At 61.2% G+C, this 20829-nt stretch carries 10 protein-coding genes and 2 pseudogenes; 9 read left to right on the top strand and 3 right to left on the bottom strand.

The annotated features are described in order from the left end of the window. Nucleotides 1-22: 22 nt before the first annotated feature. A complete protein-coding gene (locus ACLH0J_RS10580; protein WP_411391930.1) occupies nt 23-1531 on the top strand; it encodes a sigma-54-dependent transcriptional regulator in 1509 nt (502 codons plus the stop codon). Here ACLH0J_RS10580 and ACLH0J_RS10575 read toward each other — a convergent pair whose 3' ends face one another. Next, nucleotides 1532-6214 carry a hypothetical protein gene (locus tag ACLH0J_RS10575; protein ID WP_411391929.1) on the bottom strand — a complete coding sequence of 1561 codons (4683 nt, stop codon included), beginning with the start codon at nt 6212-6214 and terminating at the stop codon, nt 1532-1534. It abuts the gene before it with no gap. A 359-nt stretch (nt 6215-6573) separates the two neighbouring features. Here ACLH0J_RS10575 and gcvH point away from each other — a divergent pair, with 359 nt between their 5' ends. The 6 genes from gcvH (at nt 6574) to ACLH0J_RS10545 (ending at nt 13699) form a co-directional block, all read left to right on the top strand. Continuing rightward, nucleotides 6574-6957 carry a glycine cleavage system protein GcvH gene (gene gcvH / locus ACLH0J_RS10570; RefSeq protein WP_411391928.1) on the top strand — a complete coding sequence of 128 codons (384 nt, stop codon included), beginning with the start codon at nt 6574-6576 and terminating at the stop codon, nt 6955-6957. A gap of 10 nt (nt 6958-6967) precedes the next feature. Next, complete coding sequence (gcvP, locus tag ACLH0J_RS10565) at nt 6968-9808, top strand: aminomethyl-transferring glycine dehydrogenase (protein ID WP_411391927.1); 2841 nt, start codon at nt 6968-6970, stop codon at nt 9806-9808. Nucleotides 9809-9971: 163 nt separating this feature from the next. Continuing rightward, the gene (locus ACLH0J_RS10560) at nt 9972-11348 is read left to right on the top strand and encodes an L-serine ammonia-lyase (protein ID WP_411391926.1); all 1377 of its coding nucleotides are present in this window, start codon (nt 9972-9974) and stop codon (nt 11346-11348) included. A 39-nt stretch (nt 11349-11387) separates the two neighbouring features. Continuing rightward, a complete protein-coding gene (gene gcvT, locus ACLH0J_RS10555) occupies nt 11388-12512 on the top strand; it encodes a glycine cleavage system aminomethyltransferase GcvT (RefSeq protein ID WP_411391925.1) in 1125 nt (374 codons plus the stop codon). A gap of 388 nt (nt 12513-12900) precedes the next feature. After that, nucleotides 12901-13113: a cold-shock protein gene (locus tag ACLH0J_RS10550; RefSeq protein ID WP_411391924.1), complete on the top strand. Its 213-nt coding sequence runs from the start codon at nt 12901-12903 to the stop codon at nt 13111-13113. Nucleotides 13114-13210: 97 nt separating this feature from the next. Then, on the top strand, nt 13211-13699 hold the full coding sequence (locus ACLH0J_RS10545; protein WP_411391923.1) for an RDD family protein: 489 nt from the start codon (nt 13211-13213) through the stop codon (nt 13697-13699). A gap of 68 nt (nt 13700-13767) precedes the next feature. Here the strand turns inward: ACLH0J_RS10545 and nadA are convergent, their stop codons facing one another. Next, nucleotides 13768-14826 (bottom strand): quinolinate synthase NadA, encoded by a 1059-nt coding sequence (gene nadA / locus ACLH0J_RS10540; protein WP_411391922.1) that lies wholly within the window; start codon nt 14824-14826, stop codon nt 13768-13770. Between the two features lie 239 nt (nt 14827-15065). Further along, a pseudogene (locus ACLH0J_RS10535) lies at nt 15066-16463 on the bottom strand (lactate dehydrogenase). Between the two features lie 409 nt (nt 16464-16872). Here ACLH0J_RS10535 and ACLH0J_RS10530 point away from each other — a divergent pair. Continuing rightward, nucleotides 16873-18834, top strand: a complete 1962-nt coding sequence (locus ACLH0J_RS10530; RefSeq protein WP_411392802.1) for an ATP-binding protein — start codon at nt 16873-16875, stop codon at nt 18832-18834. A 394-nt stretch (nt 18835-19228) separates the two neighbouring features. Next, a pseudogene (locus ACLH0J_RS10525) lies at nt 19229-20554 on the top strand (OprD family porin). Nucleotides 20555-20829 lie beyond the last annotated feature (275 nt).

The raw sequence follows: 20829 nt of genomic DNA, 5'->3' as shown, positions 1-20829 counted from the left end.
CTTCAGAATTGCTAACCGCCCCATGCGTATCCACGTCAGCTTCATCGACCGCGTCGGCATTACCCAGGAAGTCCTGGCCTTGCTCGGTGGGCGCAATCTGAACCTGGATGCGGTGGAGATGGTGCCGCCCAATGTCTACATCGACGCGCCGACCCTCAGCGCCGAGGTGCTCGAAGAGCTGCGCGATGCGCTGTTCAGCGTGCGCGGCGTGCAGGCGGTCACCGTGGTCGACATCCTTCCCGGCCAGCGCCGCCACCTGCAACTCGACGCCCTGTTGGCGGCCATGACCGACCCGGTGCTGGCCCTGGACAGCGCCGGCAAGATCCTGTTGGCCAACCCGGCGCTGATCGCGTTGTACGGTCGCGAACCGGCCGGGGAAAGCATCGCCGAGCTGTTCAATGACCCGGCATTGCTGGACACCCTGCTCGAAAATGGCTTTCGCCTGCCGCTGCGCGAAATCAGCGTCAACGGCCAGACCCTGTTGCTCGACGCCACGCCGATCACCGATGCCGGCGGCCTGCTGACCCTGTACCAGCCCAACCGCATCGGCGAACAACTGTCGGCGTTGCACCATGACCACGCCGAAGGGTTTGATGCGCTGCTGGGCGAATCCCCGGTGATCCGCACCCTCAAGACCCGCGCGCAACGGGTGGCGGCGCTGGATGCACCGTTGTTGATCCAGGGCGAAACCGGCACCGGCAAGGAGTTGGTGGCGCGCGCCTGCCACGCCATCAGTGCGCGCTCAAGTGCGCCGTTCCTGGCACTGAACTGCGCGGCGCTGCCGGAGAACCTGGCCGAGAGTGAATTGTTCGGTTACGCGCCCGGGGCCTTCACCGGCGCCCAGCGCGGCGGCAAGCCGGGGCTGATGGAGCTGGCGAACCAGGGCACGGTGTTCCTCGATGAAATCGGCGAAATGTCACCCTATCTGCAGGCCAAGCTGCTGCGCTTTCTCAACGACGGCAGCTTCCGCCGCGTGGGCGGCGACCGCGAAGTGAAGGTCAATGTGCGCATCCTCAGCGCCACCCACCGCAACCTGGAAAAAATGGTCAGCGAGGGTACCTTTCGCGAAGACCTGTTCTACCGCCTCAACGTGCTCAACGTCGAAGTGCCGCCCCTGCGCGAACGCGGCCAGGACATCCTGCTGCTGGCCCGTTACTTCATGCAGCAGGCCTGCGCGCAGATCCAGCGCCCGGTATGCCGCCTGGCGCCCGGCACCTATCCGGCGCTGCTGGGCAACCGCTGGCCAGGCAATGTGCGCCAGTTGCAGAACGTGATCTTCCGCGCGGCGGCCATTTGCGAAAGCAGCCTGGTGGACATCGGCGACCTGGATATCGCCGGCACCTCGGTGGCGCGCCAGAGCGACGGGGAAGTCGACAGCCTCGAACAGGCCGTCGAAGACTTCGAGCGCAGCCTGCTGGAGAAGCTCTACGTCAGCTATCCCTCGACGCGACAACTGGCCAGCCGCCTGCAGACCTCCCACACCGCCATCGCCCACCGCTTGCGCAAGTACGGCATTCCCGGCAAACCCTGATCACCAGAAGGCGCGTCGCCCACGGTGCTTGATGGCCTCCGTGGCGCTGAAAAACAGGTGCTCGGCCATGGGCGCGCTGATGCGTGAGTAGTAGATCGCGATCACGTCGCTGTCGGCCTTGTCGGCCAGGCTGCGAAAACTCATAAAGCGCTGCTCCGGCCGCTTGAGATGACCAGCGTTGTACGCAGCGTCGGCGGTGGTCGGCGTGGTGTAGTGAAAATGCGCGTAGGCCAGCACCCTGCCCTGCAGGTCCTTGACCACGTATTCCTGCAAGAAATCATCGGCGCGCTTGAGCGCAATCCGCCCTTCGATACGCACGATCCGCACCTCGCCCTGAGCCTTGAGCCAGGCCACCCCATCTTCATCGGGTGGCAGCCGCTTGAGCATGTCGATGCGCAGCAACCGCCCTTGTTCCAGATAACGGCGGCCGGCGTGTTCCAGCTCGTCGAGCAGCGCCTGGGTGGCGGTATCCCGTGCGGAAGGCAACGCTTTACGAATCTTCTCGGCAACAGCCTTGATGGCCTCGGACTGCCGCATCAACCGGGCCTCGACGCTGGCCGGCGGGCTGGACCCGAGCGTCTCGTCGCGGGCCTGTTGCAGCACGATCGGCTCTCGGGCCAACAGCCGGCGTGCGTCGCCCTTGAGGTTTTCCAGGGAGCGGGTCGGCCGGGGGACTGCAACGCCAGCCTCGGTAACGGCCTCGAACTCGGCGGAGCCGGGCCGCTGGTGCAAGCTGACGACGACTTTACGGTCGATCGGGTTGATGACATCGACGATGTCTTCGGTGGCTTGTGGGGTGCGCGCACGTACCTGGCCCAACTGATAGCGTTTCTTCGAGTCGCGGATCAGCCGTTGACCGGCGCCGGGCGCACGCACGCTGCTGACTACAGGATCGCCCGCCTGCTCACGCAACAGTTTGGCCAGGGCGATTCTCGACTCCTGCTCCAGACTGAGGATCGTGGTCCCCACCGGCACCTCGCTGTCGCCCATCAACAGGTCCGGCGCCAGGGCGCGGTATTCCTCCAGCAGCGCAAAGGCTTTGGCGTACTCGTGCAGAATCGCCTGGATGCCTTCGATGCGCTGCGCCAGGCTCAGCACACCGGACTCATCGATGGTTTTCTGCGACTGGGCCGACTGGATCGCCTCGTCAATCGCCGTCTCGACCCGACTGAAATCCTCCTGTTCTTCAGGCAGCGGCGGCCGACGCCACAGGCGCTCTTTGAGCGTCTGCAGTTGTAAGGTGCGCCAATCCAACGGCAGGCCGTGGGGAGAAGGGCCAATCTCGGCGATATACGAGGCGTGCCCCGGAATGCTGAGCAAACGCTCGTAAAAGACGCGCTCCCAAAAGCTCAGGTTGACCATCTTTTCGTGGAACTCGCCGGCCCTTTGACTTTCCTCGGCCAACGCACGGTAAGCCGCCTGGACCACCGTCGAGTCGCTATCGTCCAACTGCGCAGTCAATTGCTCCAAACGCGTCTCGGAAAACTGCTCTTCCCGGCGACTGAAAATCAACACGAACATTTGCCGGCGCATGTTCAGCAGCATGTCCCGCAACTGCAGGCTGTGCTCTTTTTCAAAACCGTCCATGGGCTTGTTGGCGTTTATCTGCAGCAGCACATTGAGCTTTTTTTGCAGCGTCTCGGCCTTTTTCTCCAGCTCCCGCCAATAGCGCGCCCGCGCACTGCTGCGGTGCTGGTCGGTGAAGGCCCCTTGCGCGCTTAAATGGGCCTTTTCACACAGGTCCTCGGCGGCAGTCAGGATGCGTTCTGCCTGCTCCACCTCGGCGCTCACTTCGCGGTATCGCTGCTCGAGCGCCAGGTTTTTCTGCTCCAGTTGCGCACGGCGCTCGGCCGCCGTGCGCTTGGGCTGCCCACCGATCAAGCGCAGGCCCAGGTCGACGGTCCAGACACCCCGCGAATTTTTCCCGAGCCATGGACCCAGGCGCCGAGGCGACCTGAGATCGACGATCCGCCAGCCGCCCTCAACAGCGCTGACGCCATACACCTTACTGTCGATCAGCGTGTAGTTTTCCTCGCTGGCCGGTGCGCCGCCACGCAGCACCCGGACCTGGCCGCGCACCGGGCAGTCAGGCGAGAGCAGCGTGGGAGCGGTCGGCCAACGCTCGCCGGCCCGAGGTGACCACTGGAAAGTCTCAAGCGCGGCCTGCTGCGTCGGGGCCAGCTTGAAGCGTGAATTGGACCAGGAATAATCCATGACTGTGATATCCGCGAACGCACGCTGCCAGGCAAACGTCGACACCGATTGGCGCACATGGCTGACCGGGATCGCCTCTCGCACCTGCCCCGCGTCGGCCGAAATCGCGCGGGGACCGCTCAGGCGTAAACGCTCATCCAGTCGGACCACGGGGCTCATGAGCAGGCCGGCCAGGCTGCCGATCAGTTCGGCGGTCGCCTCGGCAGACGCTTCCCGACTGGCCTCTGCCGGTAATGCCAGGACTGCGCGGAAGGTAGCAAGCGTCTGAAACAGCCAGCCAGCCACCGCCACCGGCCCCCTGATCATGGGTAACAGCGCCGTGAACACTTGCCACAGATCATTCTTGAACACGGTCCAGCGCAGCGCCTCGTTGGACGCCGACTGTTTGACCGCCAGTTGCCACAGGCTTTTCGCATTGTCGTCGAACACCGCCGCCAGGAACTCACCTGGCACCGGCTCGTCACTGAGCAGCGCCGGGCCTGAGACCGGCTGTTCATCGTATTCATCGCCCTGCAGGAAACGCTGCACATGGGGGCGCAGGAAACCGCCGTTGCCGAACAAGGCCCGGCTGCTGTCCGGTAACCGTTGCAGTACCAGGGTTTGCAGCTCGCCCGGACGCGCTATTTCGTCGAGCAGCGCCTGGCGACTGGGAAATTGCTGCAGGAGCGCTTCGCGTTGATCCGGCCGATAAAGAATATGGGGCAGCCCGCTGTTGTCGCGGGGCCCGATCACAAACAGGTTGGCGGCCCGATGGGCACGCCCGCCAGCATGGGTCAGGAACGCCAGGGGCCGGGCCACAATCACCTCGCCGTCGACCACCCGCTGTGGCGGATCGCGCTGCAACAACGCGTGCACCACCCTGGCTCCCGAGCGGGTAAACCCGTGGCACTGGCGAAGACTGTTTTCAAGGGCCCGCATCGGCAACTGGAGTGCCATCTGATCCACAAACAATCGACGCCGTCGTGCCGATTCCGTCGGGTCCGTTATCAACGCACGGTCGAGCAGTTGCGGGTAGCGGCGGCCCACATCCACGCATTCGATCAGGCGCTTGAGGTAGGCAGACGTCAGCCAGCCGGGCACGCTGCCGGGCCTGGTCGAATGGCTGATCTGCACGCTGGCATAGGCGGTGGCGAAGGGGTTTTCCAGCGACCATTGGGTCAAGGTCTTGGCAGAGCATTGCGTCCAGCCGACGGTAGCACCCTGGGTGCGTTCGAAGGTCAGCACAAAGTCGTCGGGGTCAAGGGCGGGTTCCCTCGGATGGTCCAGCTGCAGTTGGCGTTGCAGGGCCTTGCGCGCATACACATCGATCGGGTCAAGACCGTCCAGAAACGAAGCACCGCCGGTGCTCCGTTGCAACCGTTGCAGGCGCTCGAGCCACCGACCGTAGAACAGACGGTCGGCACTCCCCGCCCCCTGCAACCACACCGGCAGTTGTTCTTCGTGGGGCTGCTGGAGGCTATCGGGGTCGAACCACGCCAGTGGCGACGTGAGGGTGGCGAACAGGTGTTCGTAGCTTTCGACCTCGGGCAGTGCCGACCAGTCGATCCGGGACAGGTTGCGCAGTTGCCGCTCGAGCAAGGTCTGGGCCAGCGTATCGAAGACGTCGCCGTCGGGCTCGCGAAGCACCCAGTGGACGGGCACGCCTGGCCGGTAATCGCTCATGTAGCGGGGCAGCAGGTTGCCCAGGGTGTCGAGGCTATCGAGCCTCAGCAGGTTTATCACCGGGACGTAGACCAGGCTGACGAGTTGCCCCTGGACCCGACGCTGCAGGACCAACAGCGGCAACCACTCCCCCACGCCTTCCCCCTGGACCGCATAGACCTGATAGATACGCAGCACATCGGGTGCGCCCAAGGCTTCGCGGTCCACCCGCTGCGCCCACAGTTGCTGCGTCTGTTCGTCCCCCAGCCCCAGCAGCCCTCGTGCTTGCGCCGCTGTCAGCGACGGATTCTGCCGCGCCGCCAGCAGGCACGCGCGCAACTGATTGCCCACGGCGTTCCAGCGGCTGTGGGAAGCACCGTCCGACACTCGCGCGTTCCAGTAGGCCACCAGCCGCCGGGCAAACCCTGCGGGCACGTCGGGCGCCAGCGTATTGAGCATCAACTCGATGTCGTCCACGCTGACGACTGCGGTCACCGGTTCGAAAACCTGCGGCCCCGTTTGGCGCAACAACTGGTGATGGCCTGGCGTGTAGTTCAGCGCCTCGCCGCTCATGCAACGCTGGATCAACGCATCACTCAAGGCGATCAACTGCGTATAGGCCGTGCCGCCTGACATTGCTGGTTTCACCCCGATCCAGATGTGACTGGCCTGCAGACGGCAACCGACAAATTCGTCATCGATCCAGGCCTGGAGCATGGCCTGGGTCACTTGGGTCAGGCTCGGGCGCTGGGCAAACACGCCGGATAAATAATCGCGGGACCGGCGGGCCTGGGAAATTTCCGGGGGAATGGCGGTTGAAGCACTCATGGAACACATCCTGAAAACGAGAGGCGGACACGTTAAAACGCCGGTCGCAGTGCAAAGCGGTAGATAGATCGTCCACCGGACCGCCGAAAGCGACCTTAACCCGTACTGAAAGCGCTACAGCGTAACGATATCGCTACAACCCTGTTTTTTGCGCGCCATGCAAGGCTTTGATCCACATAGGCTTTTTTTCAGCGGCCCAACTGTAGCGAAATCGCTACAGCCAAACGGCATAAGCCTATGGCAGATTTTCATAACGCATTGATTTATAACGAATTAAAAACATTGGCCGCGATATTGCTACGCAACACCCCATTATTCCCATCCCGCCCACCAGATGAATCTGGTCCTGAGGAGTTTCCATGAGCGAGTTGCGTTTCACTGAAGATCACGAATGGCTGCGTGCCGAAGCCGATGGCAGCGTCACCGTAGGCATCACCGCTTTCGCGCAGGACGCGCTGGGGGATGTGGTTTTCGTGCAACTGCCGGAGTTGCAGGCCTATGACAAGGGCGCCGAAGCGTCCACCGTGGAATCGGTCAAGGCCGCCAGCGGCGTGTACATGCCTCTGGACGGTGAAGTCATCGAAGTGAACGCCGAGCTGGAAGGCAGCCCGCAACTGGTCAACGAAGACCCGATGGGCCAAGGCTGGTTCTTCCGCTTTAAACCGGCTGACGCCGAGGCACTGACTAAGCTGTTGGATCAGGATGCGTACGACCGCCTGATCAAAGCCAACGCTGAAGCCTGAGGAACGCACCATGACCGTCAATCTCAGCACCGCCAACGAATTCATCACCCGCCACATCGGCCCGCGCCAGGACGACGAGCAACAGATGCTCGCCCGCCTCGGCTTCGATTCCCTGGAAGCGCTCAGCGCCAGCGTGATCCCGGAAAGCATCAAGGGCACCAGCGTGCTCGGCCTGGAAGACGGCCTGAGCGAAGCCGAGGCCCTGGCCCGGATCAAGGCCATCGCCAGCCAGAACCAACTGTTCAAGACCTACATCGGCCAGGGCTACTACAACTGCCACACGCCGTCGCCGATCCTGCGCAACCTCCTCGAAAATCCGGCCTGGTACACCGCCTACACGCCGTACCAGCCGGAGATTTCCCAGGGCCGCCTGGAAGCGCTGCTGAACTTCCAGACCCTGATCAGCGACCTCACCGGCCTGCCGATCGCCAACGCCTCGCTGCTGGATGAAGCCACCGCCGCCGCCGAAGCCATGACCTTCTGCAAGCGCCTGAGCAAGAACAAAGGCAGCCAGGCCTTCTTCGCCTCGATCCACAGCCACCCGCAAACCCTCGACGTGCTGCGCACCCGTGCCGAGCCTTTGGGCATCGACGTGGTGGTCGGCGATGAGCGCGAACTGAGCGACGTCAGCCCGTTCTTCGGCGCCCTGCTGCAATACCCGGCCAGCAACGGCGACGTGTTCGACTATCGCGAGCTGACCGAACGCTTCCACGCCGCCAACGCCCTGGTGGCCGTGGCCGCCGACCTGCTGGCCCTGACCGTGCTGACCCCGCCCGGTGAGTTCGGCGCCGACGTGGCCATCGGCAGCGCGCAACGCTTCGGCGTCCCGCTGGGTTTCGGCGGCCCGCACGCGGCGTACTTCTCCACCAAGGATGCGTTCAAGCGCGACATGCCGGGCCGCTTGGTCGGTGTTTCCGTCGACCGCTTCGGCAAGCCGGCCCTGCGCCTGGCCATGCAGACCCGCGAGCAACATATCCGCCGCGAGAAAGCCACGAGCAACATCTGCACCGCCCAGGTCCTGCTCGCCAACATCGCCAGCATGTACGCCGTGTACCACGGCCCCAAAGGCCTGACCCAGATTGCCAAGCGCATTCACCAGTTGACCGCGATCCTGGCCAACGGCTTGAACGCCCTGGGCCTGAAGGTCGAGCAAGAACACTTCTTCGACACCCTGACCCTCAACACCGGCGCCCACACCGCCACCCTGCATGACAAGGCCCATGCCCAACGCATCAACCTGCGGGTGGTGGACGCCGAGCGCGTTGGCCTGTCGGTCGACGAAACCACCACCCAGGCCGATATCGAAACCTTGTGGGCGCTGTTCGCCGACGGTAAAGCCCTGCCGGACTTCGCCGCCAAGGTCGAAGGCCGCCTGCCGACCGCGCTGCTGCGCCAGTCGCCGATCCTCAGCCACCCGGTGTTCAACCGTTATCACTCGGAAACCGAGCTGATGCGCTACCTGCGCAAGCTGGCCGACAAGGACCTGGCGCTGGACCGCACCATGATCCCGCTGGGCTCCTGCACCATGAAGCTCAACGCCGCCAGCGAAATGATCCCGGTGACCTGGGCCGAATTCGGTGCCCTGCACCCGTTCGCCCCGGCCGAACAAAGCGCCGGCTACCTGCAACTGACCACCGAGCTGGAAGCCATGCTCTGCGCGGCCACCGGCTATGACGCGATCTCGCTGCAACCGAACGCCGGTTCCCAGGGCGAGTACGCGGGCCTGTTGGCGATTCGCGCCTATCACCAGAGCCGTGGCGATGAACGCCGCGACATCTGCCTGATCCCCTCGTCGGCTCATGGCACCAACCCCGCTACCGCCAACATGGCCGGCATGCGCGTGGTGGTGACCGCCTGCGACGCCCGTGGCAACGTCGACATCGAAGACCTGCGCGCCAAGGCCGTCGAGCACCGCGACCACTTGGCGGCGCTGATGATCACCTACCCGTCCACCCACGGCGTGTTCGAAGAAGGTATCCGCGAAATCTGCGGGATCGTTCACGACAACGGCGGCCAGGTGTACATCGACGGCGCCAACATGAACGCCATGGTCGGCCTCTGCGCGCCGGGCAAGTTCGGCGGCGACGTGTCCCACCTGAACCTGCACAAGACCTTCTGCATCCCCCACGGCGGCGGCGGCCCGGGTGTCGGCCCGATCGGCGTCAAGTCCCACCTCACGCCGTTCCTGCCGGGTCACGCAGCCATGGCCCGCAAGGAAGGCGCGGTGTGCGCGGCGCCGTTCGGCAGCGCAAGCATCCTGCCGATCACCTGGATGTACATCAGCATGATGGGCGGCGCAGGTCTCAAGCGTGCCTCGCAGTTGGCGATCCTGAATGCCAACTACATTTCCCGTCGCCTCGAAGAGCACTACCCGGTGCTCTACACCGGCAGCAACGGCCTGGTGGCGCATGAATGCATCCTCGACTTGCGCCCACTGAAGGACAGCAGCGGCATCAGCGTCGATGACGTGGCCAAGCGCCTGATCGACTTCGGTTTCCACGCACCAACCATGTCGTTCCCGGTGGCCGGCACCTTGATGATCGAGCCGACCGAAAGCGAATCCAGGGAAGAACTGGACCGCTTCTGCGACGCGATGATCGCCATCCGCGAAGAAATCCGCGCGGTGGAAAACGGCACCTTGGACAAGGACGACAACCCGCTGAAGAACGCACCGCACACCGCCGCCGAACTGGTGGGCGAATGGAGCCATCCGTACAGCCGCGAACAGGCGGTGTACCCGGTCGCGTCGTTGATCGACGGCAAATACTGGCCGCCGGTTGGCCGGGTCGACAACGTGTTCGGCGATCGCAACCTCGTGTGCGCCTGCCCGTCGATCGAAAGCTACGCATAACCTGATGGTTTGAACGCGGTCCAACATGTGGGAGGGGGCTTGCTCCCGATAGCGGTGTGTCAGTCACCAGATTTATCAACTGACACTCCGTCATCGGGAGCAAGCCCCCTCCCACACTTTGATCGGGCACATCCGATAGATAATAAGAAACCGGAGAACAACCATGTCCCTTAGCGTGTTCGACCTGTTCAAGATTGGCATCGGCCCCTCCAGTTCCCACACCGTCGGCCCCATGCGTGCAGCCGCTCGATTCGTCGAGGGCCTCAAGCGCGACAACCTGCTGAGCGCCACCTGCGGCATCAAGGTGGAACTCTACGGATCCCTCGGTGCCACCGGCAAAGGCCACGGCAGCGACAAGGCCGTGTTGCTCGGCCTGGAAGGCGAACACCCGGACACCGTGAACACTGAAACCATCGCCGCGCGCCTGGCACAGATGCGCAGCGACGGTCGTTTGAACCTGCTCGGCGAACACAGCATTGCGTTCAACGAGAAAGAACACCTGGCGATGATTCGCAAACCCCTCGCCTACCATCCCAACGGCATGATCTTTCGTGCCTTTGACGCCGCCGGCATCCAGATCCGCAGCCGCGAGTACTACTCGGTGGGCGGCGGTTTTGTGGTGGACGAAGACGCTGCCGGCGCCGACCGGATCGTCGAAGACGCCACGCCCCTGACCTTCCCGTTCAAGAGCGCCAAGGACTTGCTCAGTCATTGCGCCACCTATGGGCTGTCCATCAGCCAGGTGATGCTGACCAACGAAAGTGCCTGGCGCCCCGAAGCCGAAACCCGCAATGGCCTGCTGAAGATCTGGCAGGTGATGCAGGACTGTGTGGCCGCTGGCTGTCGCAATGAAGGGATCTTGCCCGGCGGCTTGAAGGTCAAGCGACGTGCCGCCGCCCTGCACCGCCAACTGTGCAAGAACCCGGAATCGGCCCTGCGCGACCCGTTGTCGGTACTCGATTGGGTCAACCTGTACGCGCTGGCGGTCAACGAAGAAAACGCCAACGGCGGGCGCGTAGTCACGGCGCCCACCAACGGTGCCGCCGGGATTGTGCCGGCGGTGCTGCATTACTACATGCGCTTTATCCCCGGCGCGAGCGAGGACGGCGTGGTGCGCTTTCTGCTCACCGCTGCCGCCATCGGGATTCTGTACAAGGAAAACGCCTCGATCTCCGGCGCCGAAGTCGGCTGCCAGGGCGAGGTCGGCGTGGCCTGCTCCATGGCCGCCGGGGCATTGTGCGAAGTGTTGGGCGGTACGGTTTCCCAGGTGGAAAACGCCGCCGAGATCGGCATGGAACACAACCTCGGCCTGACCTGCGACCCAATTGGCGGCCTGGTGCAGGTGCCGTGCATCGAGCGCAATGCCATGGGCTCGGTCAAGGCGATCAATGCGGTGCGCATGGCCTTGCGCGGCGACGGGCAGCACTTCGTGTCCCTCGACAAAGTCATCCGCACCATGCGCCAGACCGGCGCCGACATGAAAAGCAAATACAAGGAAACCGCCCGTGGCGGTTTGGCGGTCAACATTATCGAGTGCTGACGCTTAGAAGCGCGTCCGCACGTTTTTCAGGAGCTGAATATGTCCACCGAAACCCTGTTGAAAACCCCGTTGCACGCACTGCATATCGAACTCGGCGCGCGCATGGTGCCCTTCGCCGGCTACGACATGCCGGTGCAATACCCCTTGGGCGTGATGAAGGAACACCTGCACACCCGTGAACAGGCCGGGCTGTTCGACGTGTCCCACATGGGCCAGATCCGCCTGACCGGCGCCAATGCCGCCAAGGCCCTGGAAACCCTGGTGCCGGTCGACATCATCGACCTGCCGGTGGGCATGCAGCGCTATGCGATGTTCACCAATGACCAGGGCGGCATTCTCGACGACCTGATGGTGGCCAACCTGGGCAACGACGAGCTGTTCCTGGTGGTCAACGCCGCCTGCAAGGACCAGGACCTGGCACACCTGCGCGCGCGCATCGGCGAGCAGTGCACCGTCGAGCCGCTGTTCGAAGAACGCGCGCTGCTGGCCCTGCAAGGCCCGGCGGCCGTCAAGGTGCTGGCGCGCCTGGCCCCGGAAGTCACCCGAATGACGTTCATGCAGTTCGCCGCCCTGCGCCTGCTGGGTGTGGACTGCTACGTCAGCCGCTCCGGCTACACCGGTGAAGACGGCTTTGAGATTTCCGTGCCCGCCGCCAGCGCCGAGACGCTGGCCCGCAGCCTGCTGGCCGAGTCCGAAGTGCAAGCCATCGGCCTGGGCGCCCGCGACTCGCTGCGCCTGGAAGCCGGCCTGTGCCTGTATGGCCACGACATGAACACCGACACCACCCCGATCGAAGCCAGCCTGCTGTGGGCGATCTCCAAGGCCCGTCGCGCCGACGGTGCACGTGCCGGCGGTTTTCCTGGCGCAGAGCGCATCTTCGCCCAGCAACAAGCGGGTGTGAGCCGCAAGCGCGTTGGCCTGCTGCCCCAGGAACGCACACCGGTGCGTGAAGGCGCAGAGATTGTCGACGAGCACGGCACCGTGATCGGCCGTGTCTGCAGCGGCGGCTTCGGCCCGAGCCTGGGTGGTCCGCTGGCCATGGGTTACCTGGACAGCGCGTTCACCGCGCTGGACACCCCAGTCTCTGCGTTGGTGCGTGGGAAAAAAGTGGCACTTCGTGTAAGTAAAATGCCATTCGTGCCACAACGTTACTACCGTGGCTGATTGACTGTTCCTATAAGTAACGCGGTTGCGTTAACGTGCACTAATCTGTAACGCAACCGCCATAAAACAGTGCAACGACGATAGTCATTTTTATCGGGATATACCTATAACAAGTGATCAAGTCTATCGAATAAGTGATCTTCAAATTGTTGACCCAAGTGTCATACCGCCCAGCAAAACCAGGGCATTTTCCGGGGCTTGTTTTTTCTCCATTAGTTGGCGTAGAGTTTGCCCACTGTGTTTGCATGGGTCGCTTGGAACCTGGACCTGGGCAGTAGCCAAAGTTTGCTACACCCGTTCGACGTCTCTTACTTTCCTGCAACCCAGCCCAGTACTCTTTCATGCGAAAGGGGCTGTCATTCATTTTTAGCGTCAAGGAAATAAGAAAATGGCTGAACGTCAGAGCGGTACCGTCAAGTGGTTTAACGACGAGAAAGGGTTTGGTTTTATCACTCCAGAAAGCGGTCCGGATCTGTTCGTGCATTTCCGCGCTATTCAGGGCAACGGCTTCAAGAGCCTCAAGGAAGGTCAGAAAGTGACCTTCGTTTCGGTACAAGGCCAAAAAGGTCTGCAAGCGGATGAAGTGATCGCCGAAAGCTGATCACTCCCTGCGACAAAAAGCCTCTGGTGGTGACATCAGAGGCTTTTTTATGGCCGTTATTACGTAAAATGGCTTTTTTCCAGCCGAGAGACCTGCCATGCCGAAGAACCTGCTGAGCCCCCAAGGCGAATTCCCCGCCGTTGGCTTGGGCCGTCGCCTGGCAGCGATGTTTTATGATTTCCTGTTGTGCACGGCCCTGCTGATCGTCACCGCGTTCCTCTACAAACTGGTATGGATCGCGTTCGTCGGCGAAGCCAAGATGCGCACCCTCACCGAATCAGGCGCGCTGGACGGCGACCCGTTGCTGTCGACCATTCTGCTGTTCGTGCTGTTTGGTTTCTTCGCCAAGTTCTGGACCCATTCCGGGCAGACCCTGGGCATGCAGGTGTGGGGCGTGCGCGTGCAGAACGCCGACGGCTCGCGCATCAGTCTGTGGCAGGCGCTGTTGCGCTTCGTCGTGTCGATTGCGTCGTGGCTGTGTGTGGGGCTGGGGTTTATCTGGTCGTTGTTCGACAAGCGTAAACGCAGTTGGCATGACATTTATTCCGACACGCAGTTGGTGCGGGTTCCGAAGCAAAAAAAATAACGCCCTGCTTGTGCGGATCAACATGTGGGAGGGAGCTCGCTCCCTCCCACATGTTGATCCGCGTTCGACTATGCGTTGCCGGCCTGTTTCAGGCGCGCAGCCTGGGTGAAGTCCAGCATGCGCTTGAGCGGGCGCACAGCCTGCGGGATCACCGAAGGCTCGACGAAGATCTCGTTGCTACCCTCACGCAGACACTGCAGGGTGCGCTCCAGCGTATTCATCGCCATCCATGGGCAGTGTGCGCAACTGCGGCACGCCGCGCCGTTACCGGCAGTAGGCGCTTCGACGAAGACCTTGTCCGGGCATAGCTGCTGCATCTTGTAGAAGATGCCGCGGTCGGTCGCCACGATAAAGGTCTTGTTCGGCAAACGTTGCGCCGCGGCGATCAGTTGGCTGGTGGAGCCCACGGCGTCCGCCAGTTCGATCACCGAGGTCGGCGATTCCGGGTGCACCAGGATCGCGGCATCCGGGTACAGCGCCTTCATGTCTTCCAGTTGTTTGGACTTGAACTCTTCGTGGACGATGCAGGCACCGTCCCACAACAGCATGTCCGCACCGGTCTGGCGCTGGATGTAAGTGCCCAGGTGCTTGTCCGGGCCCCAGATAATGGTCTCGCCGTTGTCCATCAGGCTTTCGACGATTTCCAGCGCGCAGCTGGAGGTCACCACCCAATCGGCACGGGCTTTGACCGCCGCCGAGGTGTTGGCATACACCACCACTGTGCGCTCGGGGTGCTGATCGCAGAACGCCGAAAACTCCTCCACCGGGCAACCCAGGTCCAGGGAGCACGTGGCTTCCAGCGTCGGCATCAGGATGCGTTTTTCGGGGGTGAGGATTTTGGCGGTCTCGCCCATGAAACGTACCCCGGCGACCAGCACGGTCTTGGCCGGGTGGGCGGCGCCGAAGCGCGCCATTTCCAGGGAGTCGGAGACACAGCCGCCGGTTTCTTCGGCCAGGGCCTGAATCACCGGGTCGCAGTAAAAGTGGGCGACCAGCACCGCGTCCTGAGCTTTGAGCTCGGCCGCGATGGCGGTACGCAGGCTAGCCTCTTCCTCGGCACTGAGGACCTTGGGCTGCTTGGCATCGAGGTGGGCTTGAACCAGTAGGCGTTCGGAAATTTGCGTCATGTTCGCAAGACCTGCAGGCGCCGTTGCGCGAAAGTCGAGTGTACCACCGGCTCTGGAGCCCTTCGGGCGCCGCCGGACGAAGTGATGATGTCATCAAGCACGGGTTAAGGTGAAGCTGCGCAAGGCTACAGAATATCGAATGGATTCAAAAGCCTAATCTGGCACGGCGCGACGCGTCTGTCGGGCAAAAAAACGGGAAGGCTCATCACTGGGCCTTCCCGCATTGACCAGCATGACCCTCAGCGCATCAGTGCATCTGGATCATCCTGCAACAGGACTGAATCCTGCATCTTCGTCAATGCATCCTTCAACATCGACTGCTCCAGCACATCCTTGGATTTTTTGCTTTCCCTGCCCGCATGTTCGAGCAGCGCCAGGTAGTCGCGCTTGGATGAACCGTCCTTCGGCACCACGGTGTCTTCTACCAGGTTGGCCATCACATACTTTTGCGTGTGGGTATTCTGGGAAGCCGCCTGCGTGACGGAAGCACGGGTCAGTTGGCCGTCTTTATAGGCGAAGCTCGCGGTGCTGCTGGCCCTGTCCTGCACTTGCACATACAGATAATTCTGCGATTCGCGACTGCCATCGAACACCGGCGGTTTCCCACCATCAAGGCCTTTGTGGAAGCTCGCCGACAGCACCGATTGCTGGTTCTGGGTTACGCTGCGATCCGCGCTGCTGCGACCGTTGACCTGGGTTTTCTGCGAGACATTGTAGGAAAAACTGTCGACCTCTGAAGGGCGCATCGAGTTGGAACTGTCTACGGCCTGCTTGATGGATGCTTTGAAGTCGGCCAGGCCGGTCAGCAGGCCTTTGTCGCTCGGATTGTTGCTCAAGGCATCGACGGCAGCGCTTTGCGGGTAGTTACTGTTCATGGCGCTGAACGCGTCTTTGAACATCGCCATCAAGTCGGCGTTGGCACTCCCTCGCTTTTCCACTCGGTCGAACTGGGCGAGGTAGGTTTTCAGCGCGTTGGCCTGCTATTTGGCATCGCCGAGGATCGCAGGGTTTTTCAGGTCCACCGCCAGGTCAATACTACCCGCCGGGCCACTCATGCGTGTCGTGCGGCTCTGGCTGTCGGCATGAAAGGCCAGCGTCAGGTCATCACTCCCCTGGGACGTCACCTTGGCATTAAGGTCTACGGACGCCAGCACCTTTGAATCGAACTGCGTCAATTGGCTCAGGTCGAGTTTTGGTGGCACGGCGGTGAGCCCATCGACCGAGGCTTGGAACGCACTGCCCAGTTGACCGACGGCCTTGAGCTCGTCAGCAGTCAAATCACCCCCCTCGACCGTAGCCTGCACGCCAAGCCCATCTTTCTGGCTGGACAGGCTGAAGGTGACGGTCTTGCCGCTGGCGGTCTTGATGCTGAGGTTGACCTGGTTCTCGGCCTCATTGTGCAGCACGGCCTGGTCGGTCTTGAGTGCGCTGGCGTCCCCGGCCCGGTCAGCCGTGGTGTTGAGCACGGACTGTGAAATGCCCGCACCGCCACCCTGGGTGAATTGCGCCACCAACGCCGCTCCCAAGCCGCTGTAGCGACTGGCTGTGGAGATCGAGTTAAAGCGGGTGTTTATGATCTTGGTGACTGCGTCCTGACTGCTATTTTCCCAGGCACGTACACTTTCCTGGCCCGGCATCTGCCCGTCTCGGGAGTAGATATCAACGACATCGGCAGGCGGATTGCCGAGACTGACCACCGAAGCAGGTCGAACCGGTGAGACATCGACAGTGTTCGCCAACGCGGTGGGCGATGTGGCGGTAGCACTAACAATGAGAGGATTGCTAGCGATGATCGGCATTAGCGTAGTCATGACAGTCCGTGTCTTAAAAGCTGATTAGCCTTCAATCTAACCAAGACACGCCACGATTAAAAGCATTGCCGTCGAAATACATGGCAAAGAGCCACACAACAAACTGTCTCTGCAATGCAGCGCTCAGGAAGTTGCTGGTGGGACACATATCTTAATGACATGATGGAGGCCATTTAATCCCCTCGGCAAAACTCAAATGAATAGCACCGTCGGGATGGGCTCTGAGGCCAGCGGGATGACCGCCTCCGGCCTGGGCCAAAACGAAGCGTTCATCCAGCACGTGCTGGCCAGTACCAACGATTGCATCAACCTACTCGACCTCGATGACCGCCTCACCTTCATGAGCGAAGGTGGTCAGAAAATCATGGAAGTCAGTGACTTCAACGTCATCCGCGGCTGCCTCTGGCCGGACTTCTGGAAAAATCAGGGCCACCTCGATGCCAAAGCCGCCGTGCAGGCCGCCAAAAACGGTGAGAGCGCCAGCTTTATCGGCCCCGCCGAGACCTTGGCCGGCAACCTGAAATGGTGGCATGTGCAGGTCAGCCCGATCCTCGGCAGTAATGGCCAGCCCGAACAGATCCTCTGCGTATCCCGCGACATCACAGCCCTGCATGAAGCCGAAGACGCCTTGCACAAGCTCAACGAATCCCTGGAACAACGGGTGGTGGAGCGCACCCGCGACCGTGACCGCATCTGGCGCCTGTCTCCGGACCTAATGCTGGTAGCCCAACTCGACGGCGTGATCTCTGCCGTCAACCCAGCCTGGACACGCATGCTTGGTCACGCCGAACACGAGCTGGTAGGTAGCCAACTGTTGGCCCTGGTACACCCGGACGACCTGGCCGACTCCTCATCGGCAGTCAGCCGCCTGGGAGACGGCAAGAACTTCCCTAACTTCAAGAACCGTTACCGTCACCAAGATGGCAGCTACCGCATGATCGCCTGGACCGCCGTGCCCGACAGCGACTACATCCATGCGGTGGGCCGGGATATCCAGGCCGAAGAAGAAGCCAAGGACGCATTGCGTCTGTCGGAAGACGCCTTGCACCAATCGCAGAAACTGGAAGCCATCGGCCAACTCACCGGCGGTGTCGCACACGATTTCAATAACCTGCTGACGGTGATCAAATCCTGCGCCGACTTGCTCAAGACCCCGTCCCTGAGCGAAGAGCGGCGCATCAAGTACGTGGAAGCCATCGCCAGCACCGTGGACCGTGCCGCACGCCTGACCGCCCAGTTGCTGACATTCGCTCGGCGCCAGGCTCTGCACCCGGAGGTCTTCAACGTCGGTGACAGCGTGTTGCGGGTGGGTGAGATGATGGACAGCCTGACCGGCTCACGGATCAAGGTCACCATCGAAGTGCCGGATCAGGCCTGCTTTATCAACGCGGACGAGAGTCAATTCGATACCGCCCTGGCGAATATGGTGGTTAACGCGCGGGATGCCATGGCCGGTAGTGGCCAGTTGACAATCACGGTGGCGACGGCTACATGGCTGCCGTCCGTGCGCGCCCATCCGCTACGAATCGCTGACTACGTGACCATCGAGTTGAGCGACAGTGGCTCGGGCATCGCACCGGAGAAGCTCGACGCCATCTTTGAACCCTTCTACACCACCAAGGGCATCGGCCAAGGCACCGGGTTGGGTTTGTCGCAAGTGTATGGTTTCGCCAAGCAGTCAGGCGGCGAGATTCTGGTGCAGAGCGAATGCGGCAAAGGCAGCCAATTCATTCTGTATCTGCCCAAGGTCGAGGCCGGTGTGACGCCAGCCCTCCAGGATAGCCACAGCACACCGATTGTTTCGAACCTGTGCGTACTGATGGTCGAGGACAACGCCGATGTCGGCCTCTACACCTCGCAGACGTTGGAGCAGATGGGTTTTCATGTGTTGTGGGTGCCGGACGCAAATAGCGCGCTGGAAGCATTGGCGCCGAACCCGGAAAGCTTCCAGGTGGTGTTCTCCGACATTTCCATGCCCGGCATGAGCGGCCTGGAACTGCTCGACGCAATCGAAGCGCTCTACCCGTGGCTTCCCGTGGTACTTACCACGGGTTACAACGACGAATACGCGCGCATCGCCCAGGAAGAAGCCAAGCGCTTTGTGCTGCTGCAAAAACCCTACTCGACCGAGACGCTGGCCTTGCTGTTGCAAAAGGTCGTCATGAGCCGCCTCAGCGGCGGGCTGAGCAAAAAATAATCGAATTGGCGTTTTGCCGTACCGACATGACCCTCGCGGAGCAGCAAGGGGGCGGTTTGGTGTGCGCTATCCCAGTCTCTAGGCGTGCTTGAGCATCGGCTTGTGTAAGCTCAATTGTTACAGAAATGGATAATTACTTTCACGAAAAGCGTGATCATTATTTCGGCGGAAAAGTGTTATAAGTTTTCCACCTTAGGGCCTGCCCTATATTAAAAATAAACCGTTATAAAACGGTGTATCACTGTGCGCAGTCAATGGACTGCGACGTAAAGCTTTCTTCTTATCTGCCATCGACTTATGACTGTTCGCTTCTGACCGCCTGACTTCAGGAGATATCCTGCTGGCTGTGCATTGAAAATGCGAGGCAGTTCTATTAAAAACTGGGGAACGAAAAATGTCTTCAAAGTGTAATTGGATGGCGCTGACAGTCTCACTAGGTGTTAGTCAACTCGCATCAGCTGCTGGTGTGGACGACCAGGCGACTGCCAAGGGATTTGTTGAAGGCAGCAGTCTGAACCTACTACTTCGCAACTTTTATTTTGATCGTGACGGTAAAAATTCGGCAGGCGATAAACAGGACTGGTTGCAAGTGGTACAAGGCAACTTCACTTCCGGATTCACCCAAGGCACCGTCGGCTTTGGTGTAGATGCCTAAGGATACTGGGGGGTGAAGCTGGACGGTGGCAAAGGCAATGCGGGATCCGGCAACTTGCCGGTCGACAACAACGGCCGGCCGGAGAATGATTTCAGCAGCGCAGGCGCGTCGATCAAGGCCCGGTTCTCCAAGACGGAACTGCATTACGGCAACTTGCAGCCAAACAACCCCGTCCTGGCCACTGCAGGTACTCGCGCCACACCTCAAACGGCGACCGGTTTCAACCTGCTGAGCAGCGAAATTGAAGGGCTGAACCTCGACGCCGGGCACTTCACCGCCAGTAACGGTCCGACCACCACCAACAATAGCCATGAACTGTATGCCGGTTACGCAAACATACCGGCCAAGAGCATCGACTACCTCGGCGGTAAATACGCGCTGACTGATAATTTTTCCATGAGCTTGTTTGCGTCGGACCTCAAAGACGTCTGGCATCAATACTATGGCAATGCCAACTACACGATCCCGTTCACTGCCGATCAATCATTGAACCTGGACTTCAATATCTACCGCACCAACGATTCCGGCCAGGCTAAAGCCGGCGCCATTAACAACACCACCTGGTCGTTGGCAGCGGCATACTCGTTCCTGAGTGCTCACACCGTTACACTGGCCTTCCAGAAAGTTCACGGCAACACCCCGTTTGACTATATAGCCGTGGGTAATAACAAGTCGGGGGATCTGGCCGACTCCATCTTCCTGGCCAACTCGGTTCAATACTCTGACTTTAACGGCCCTGGCGAAAGGTCCTGGCAGGCCCGTTACGACCTGAACATGGCGGCTTATGGCATACCAGGGCTCAGTTTTATGACGCGCTACCTGAACGGTGACAATATCGACGGCACTCACATGCCGGTCGGCAGCGCGTACCAGGCCTATGGTTATGGTGCCGATGGCAAGCATCACGAAACCAACTTCGAAGCCAAATACGTAGTGCAGACCGGTCCAGTGAAAGACTTGTCGATGCGAGTGCGTCAAGCCTGGCACCGCGGTAACGCCGATCAGGCCGAAGGGGATTACAACGAAACCCGTCTGATCGTGGATTACCCGATCTCGATTTTCTAATCGGACGACCACCGGTCAAGTCCGAGGGGTGCATCGCTTTGATGGCCAGCTCCAGCCCTGCTGAAGCTGGCCGTTTTGTTTGTATCGCTCCAGAGCCAGGGGGGGACTCAGTCGGGAATAGACTTGCAGATACGTTTGTACTGCACTCGCGTGCCGCAGTGCCACAGAATAATCAGGCTGTGAAAGACCGGGCCGGGATTCGCCTCGATTGCATGGCATACCACCAAATCGCAGGCAAAAAAAAACCCGGAAATCCTCACTTGCGTGGGCCTTCC

This window comes from Pseudomonas sp. MPB23, from assembly GCF_046605395.1.
Classification (GTDB): Bacteria; Pseudomonadota; Gammaproteobacteria; order Pseudomonadales; family Pseudomonadaceae; genus Aquipseudomonas.
Note: the sequence above shows the minus strand (reverse complement) of the source record. Positions and strands in the feature narration are given on the sequence as shown.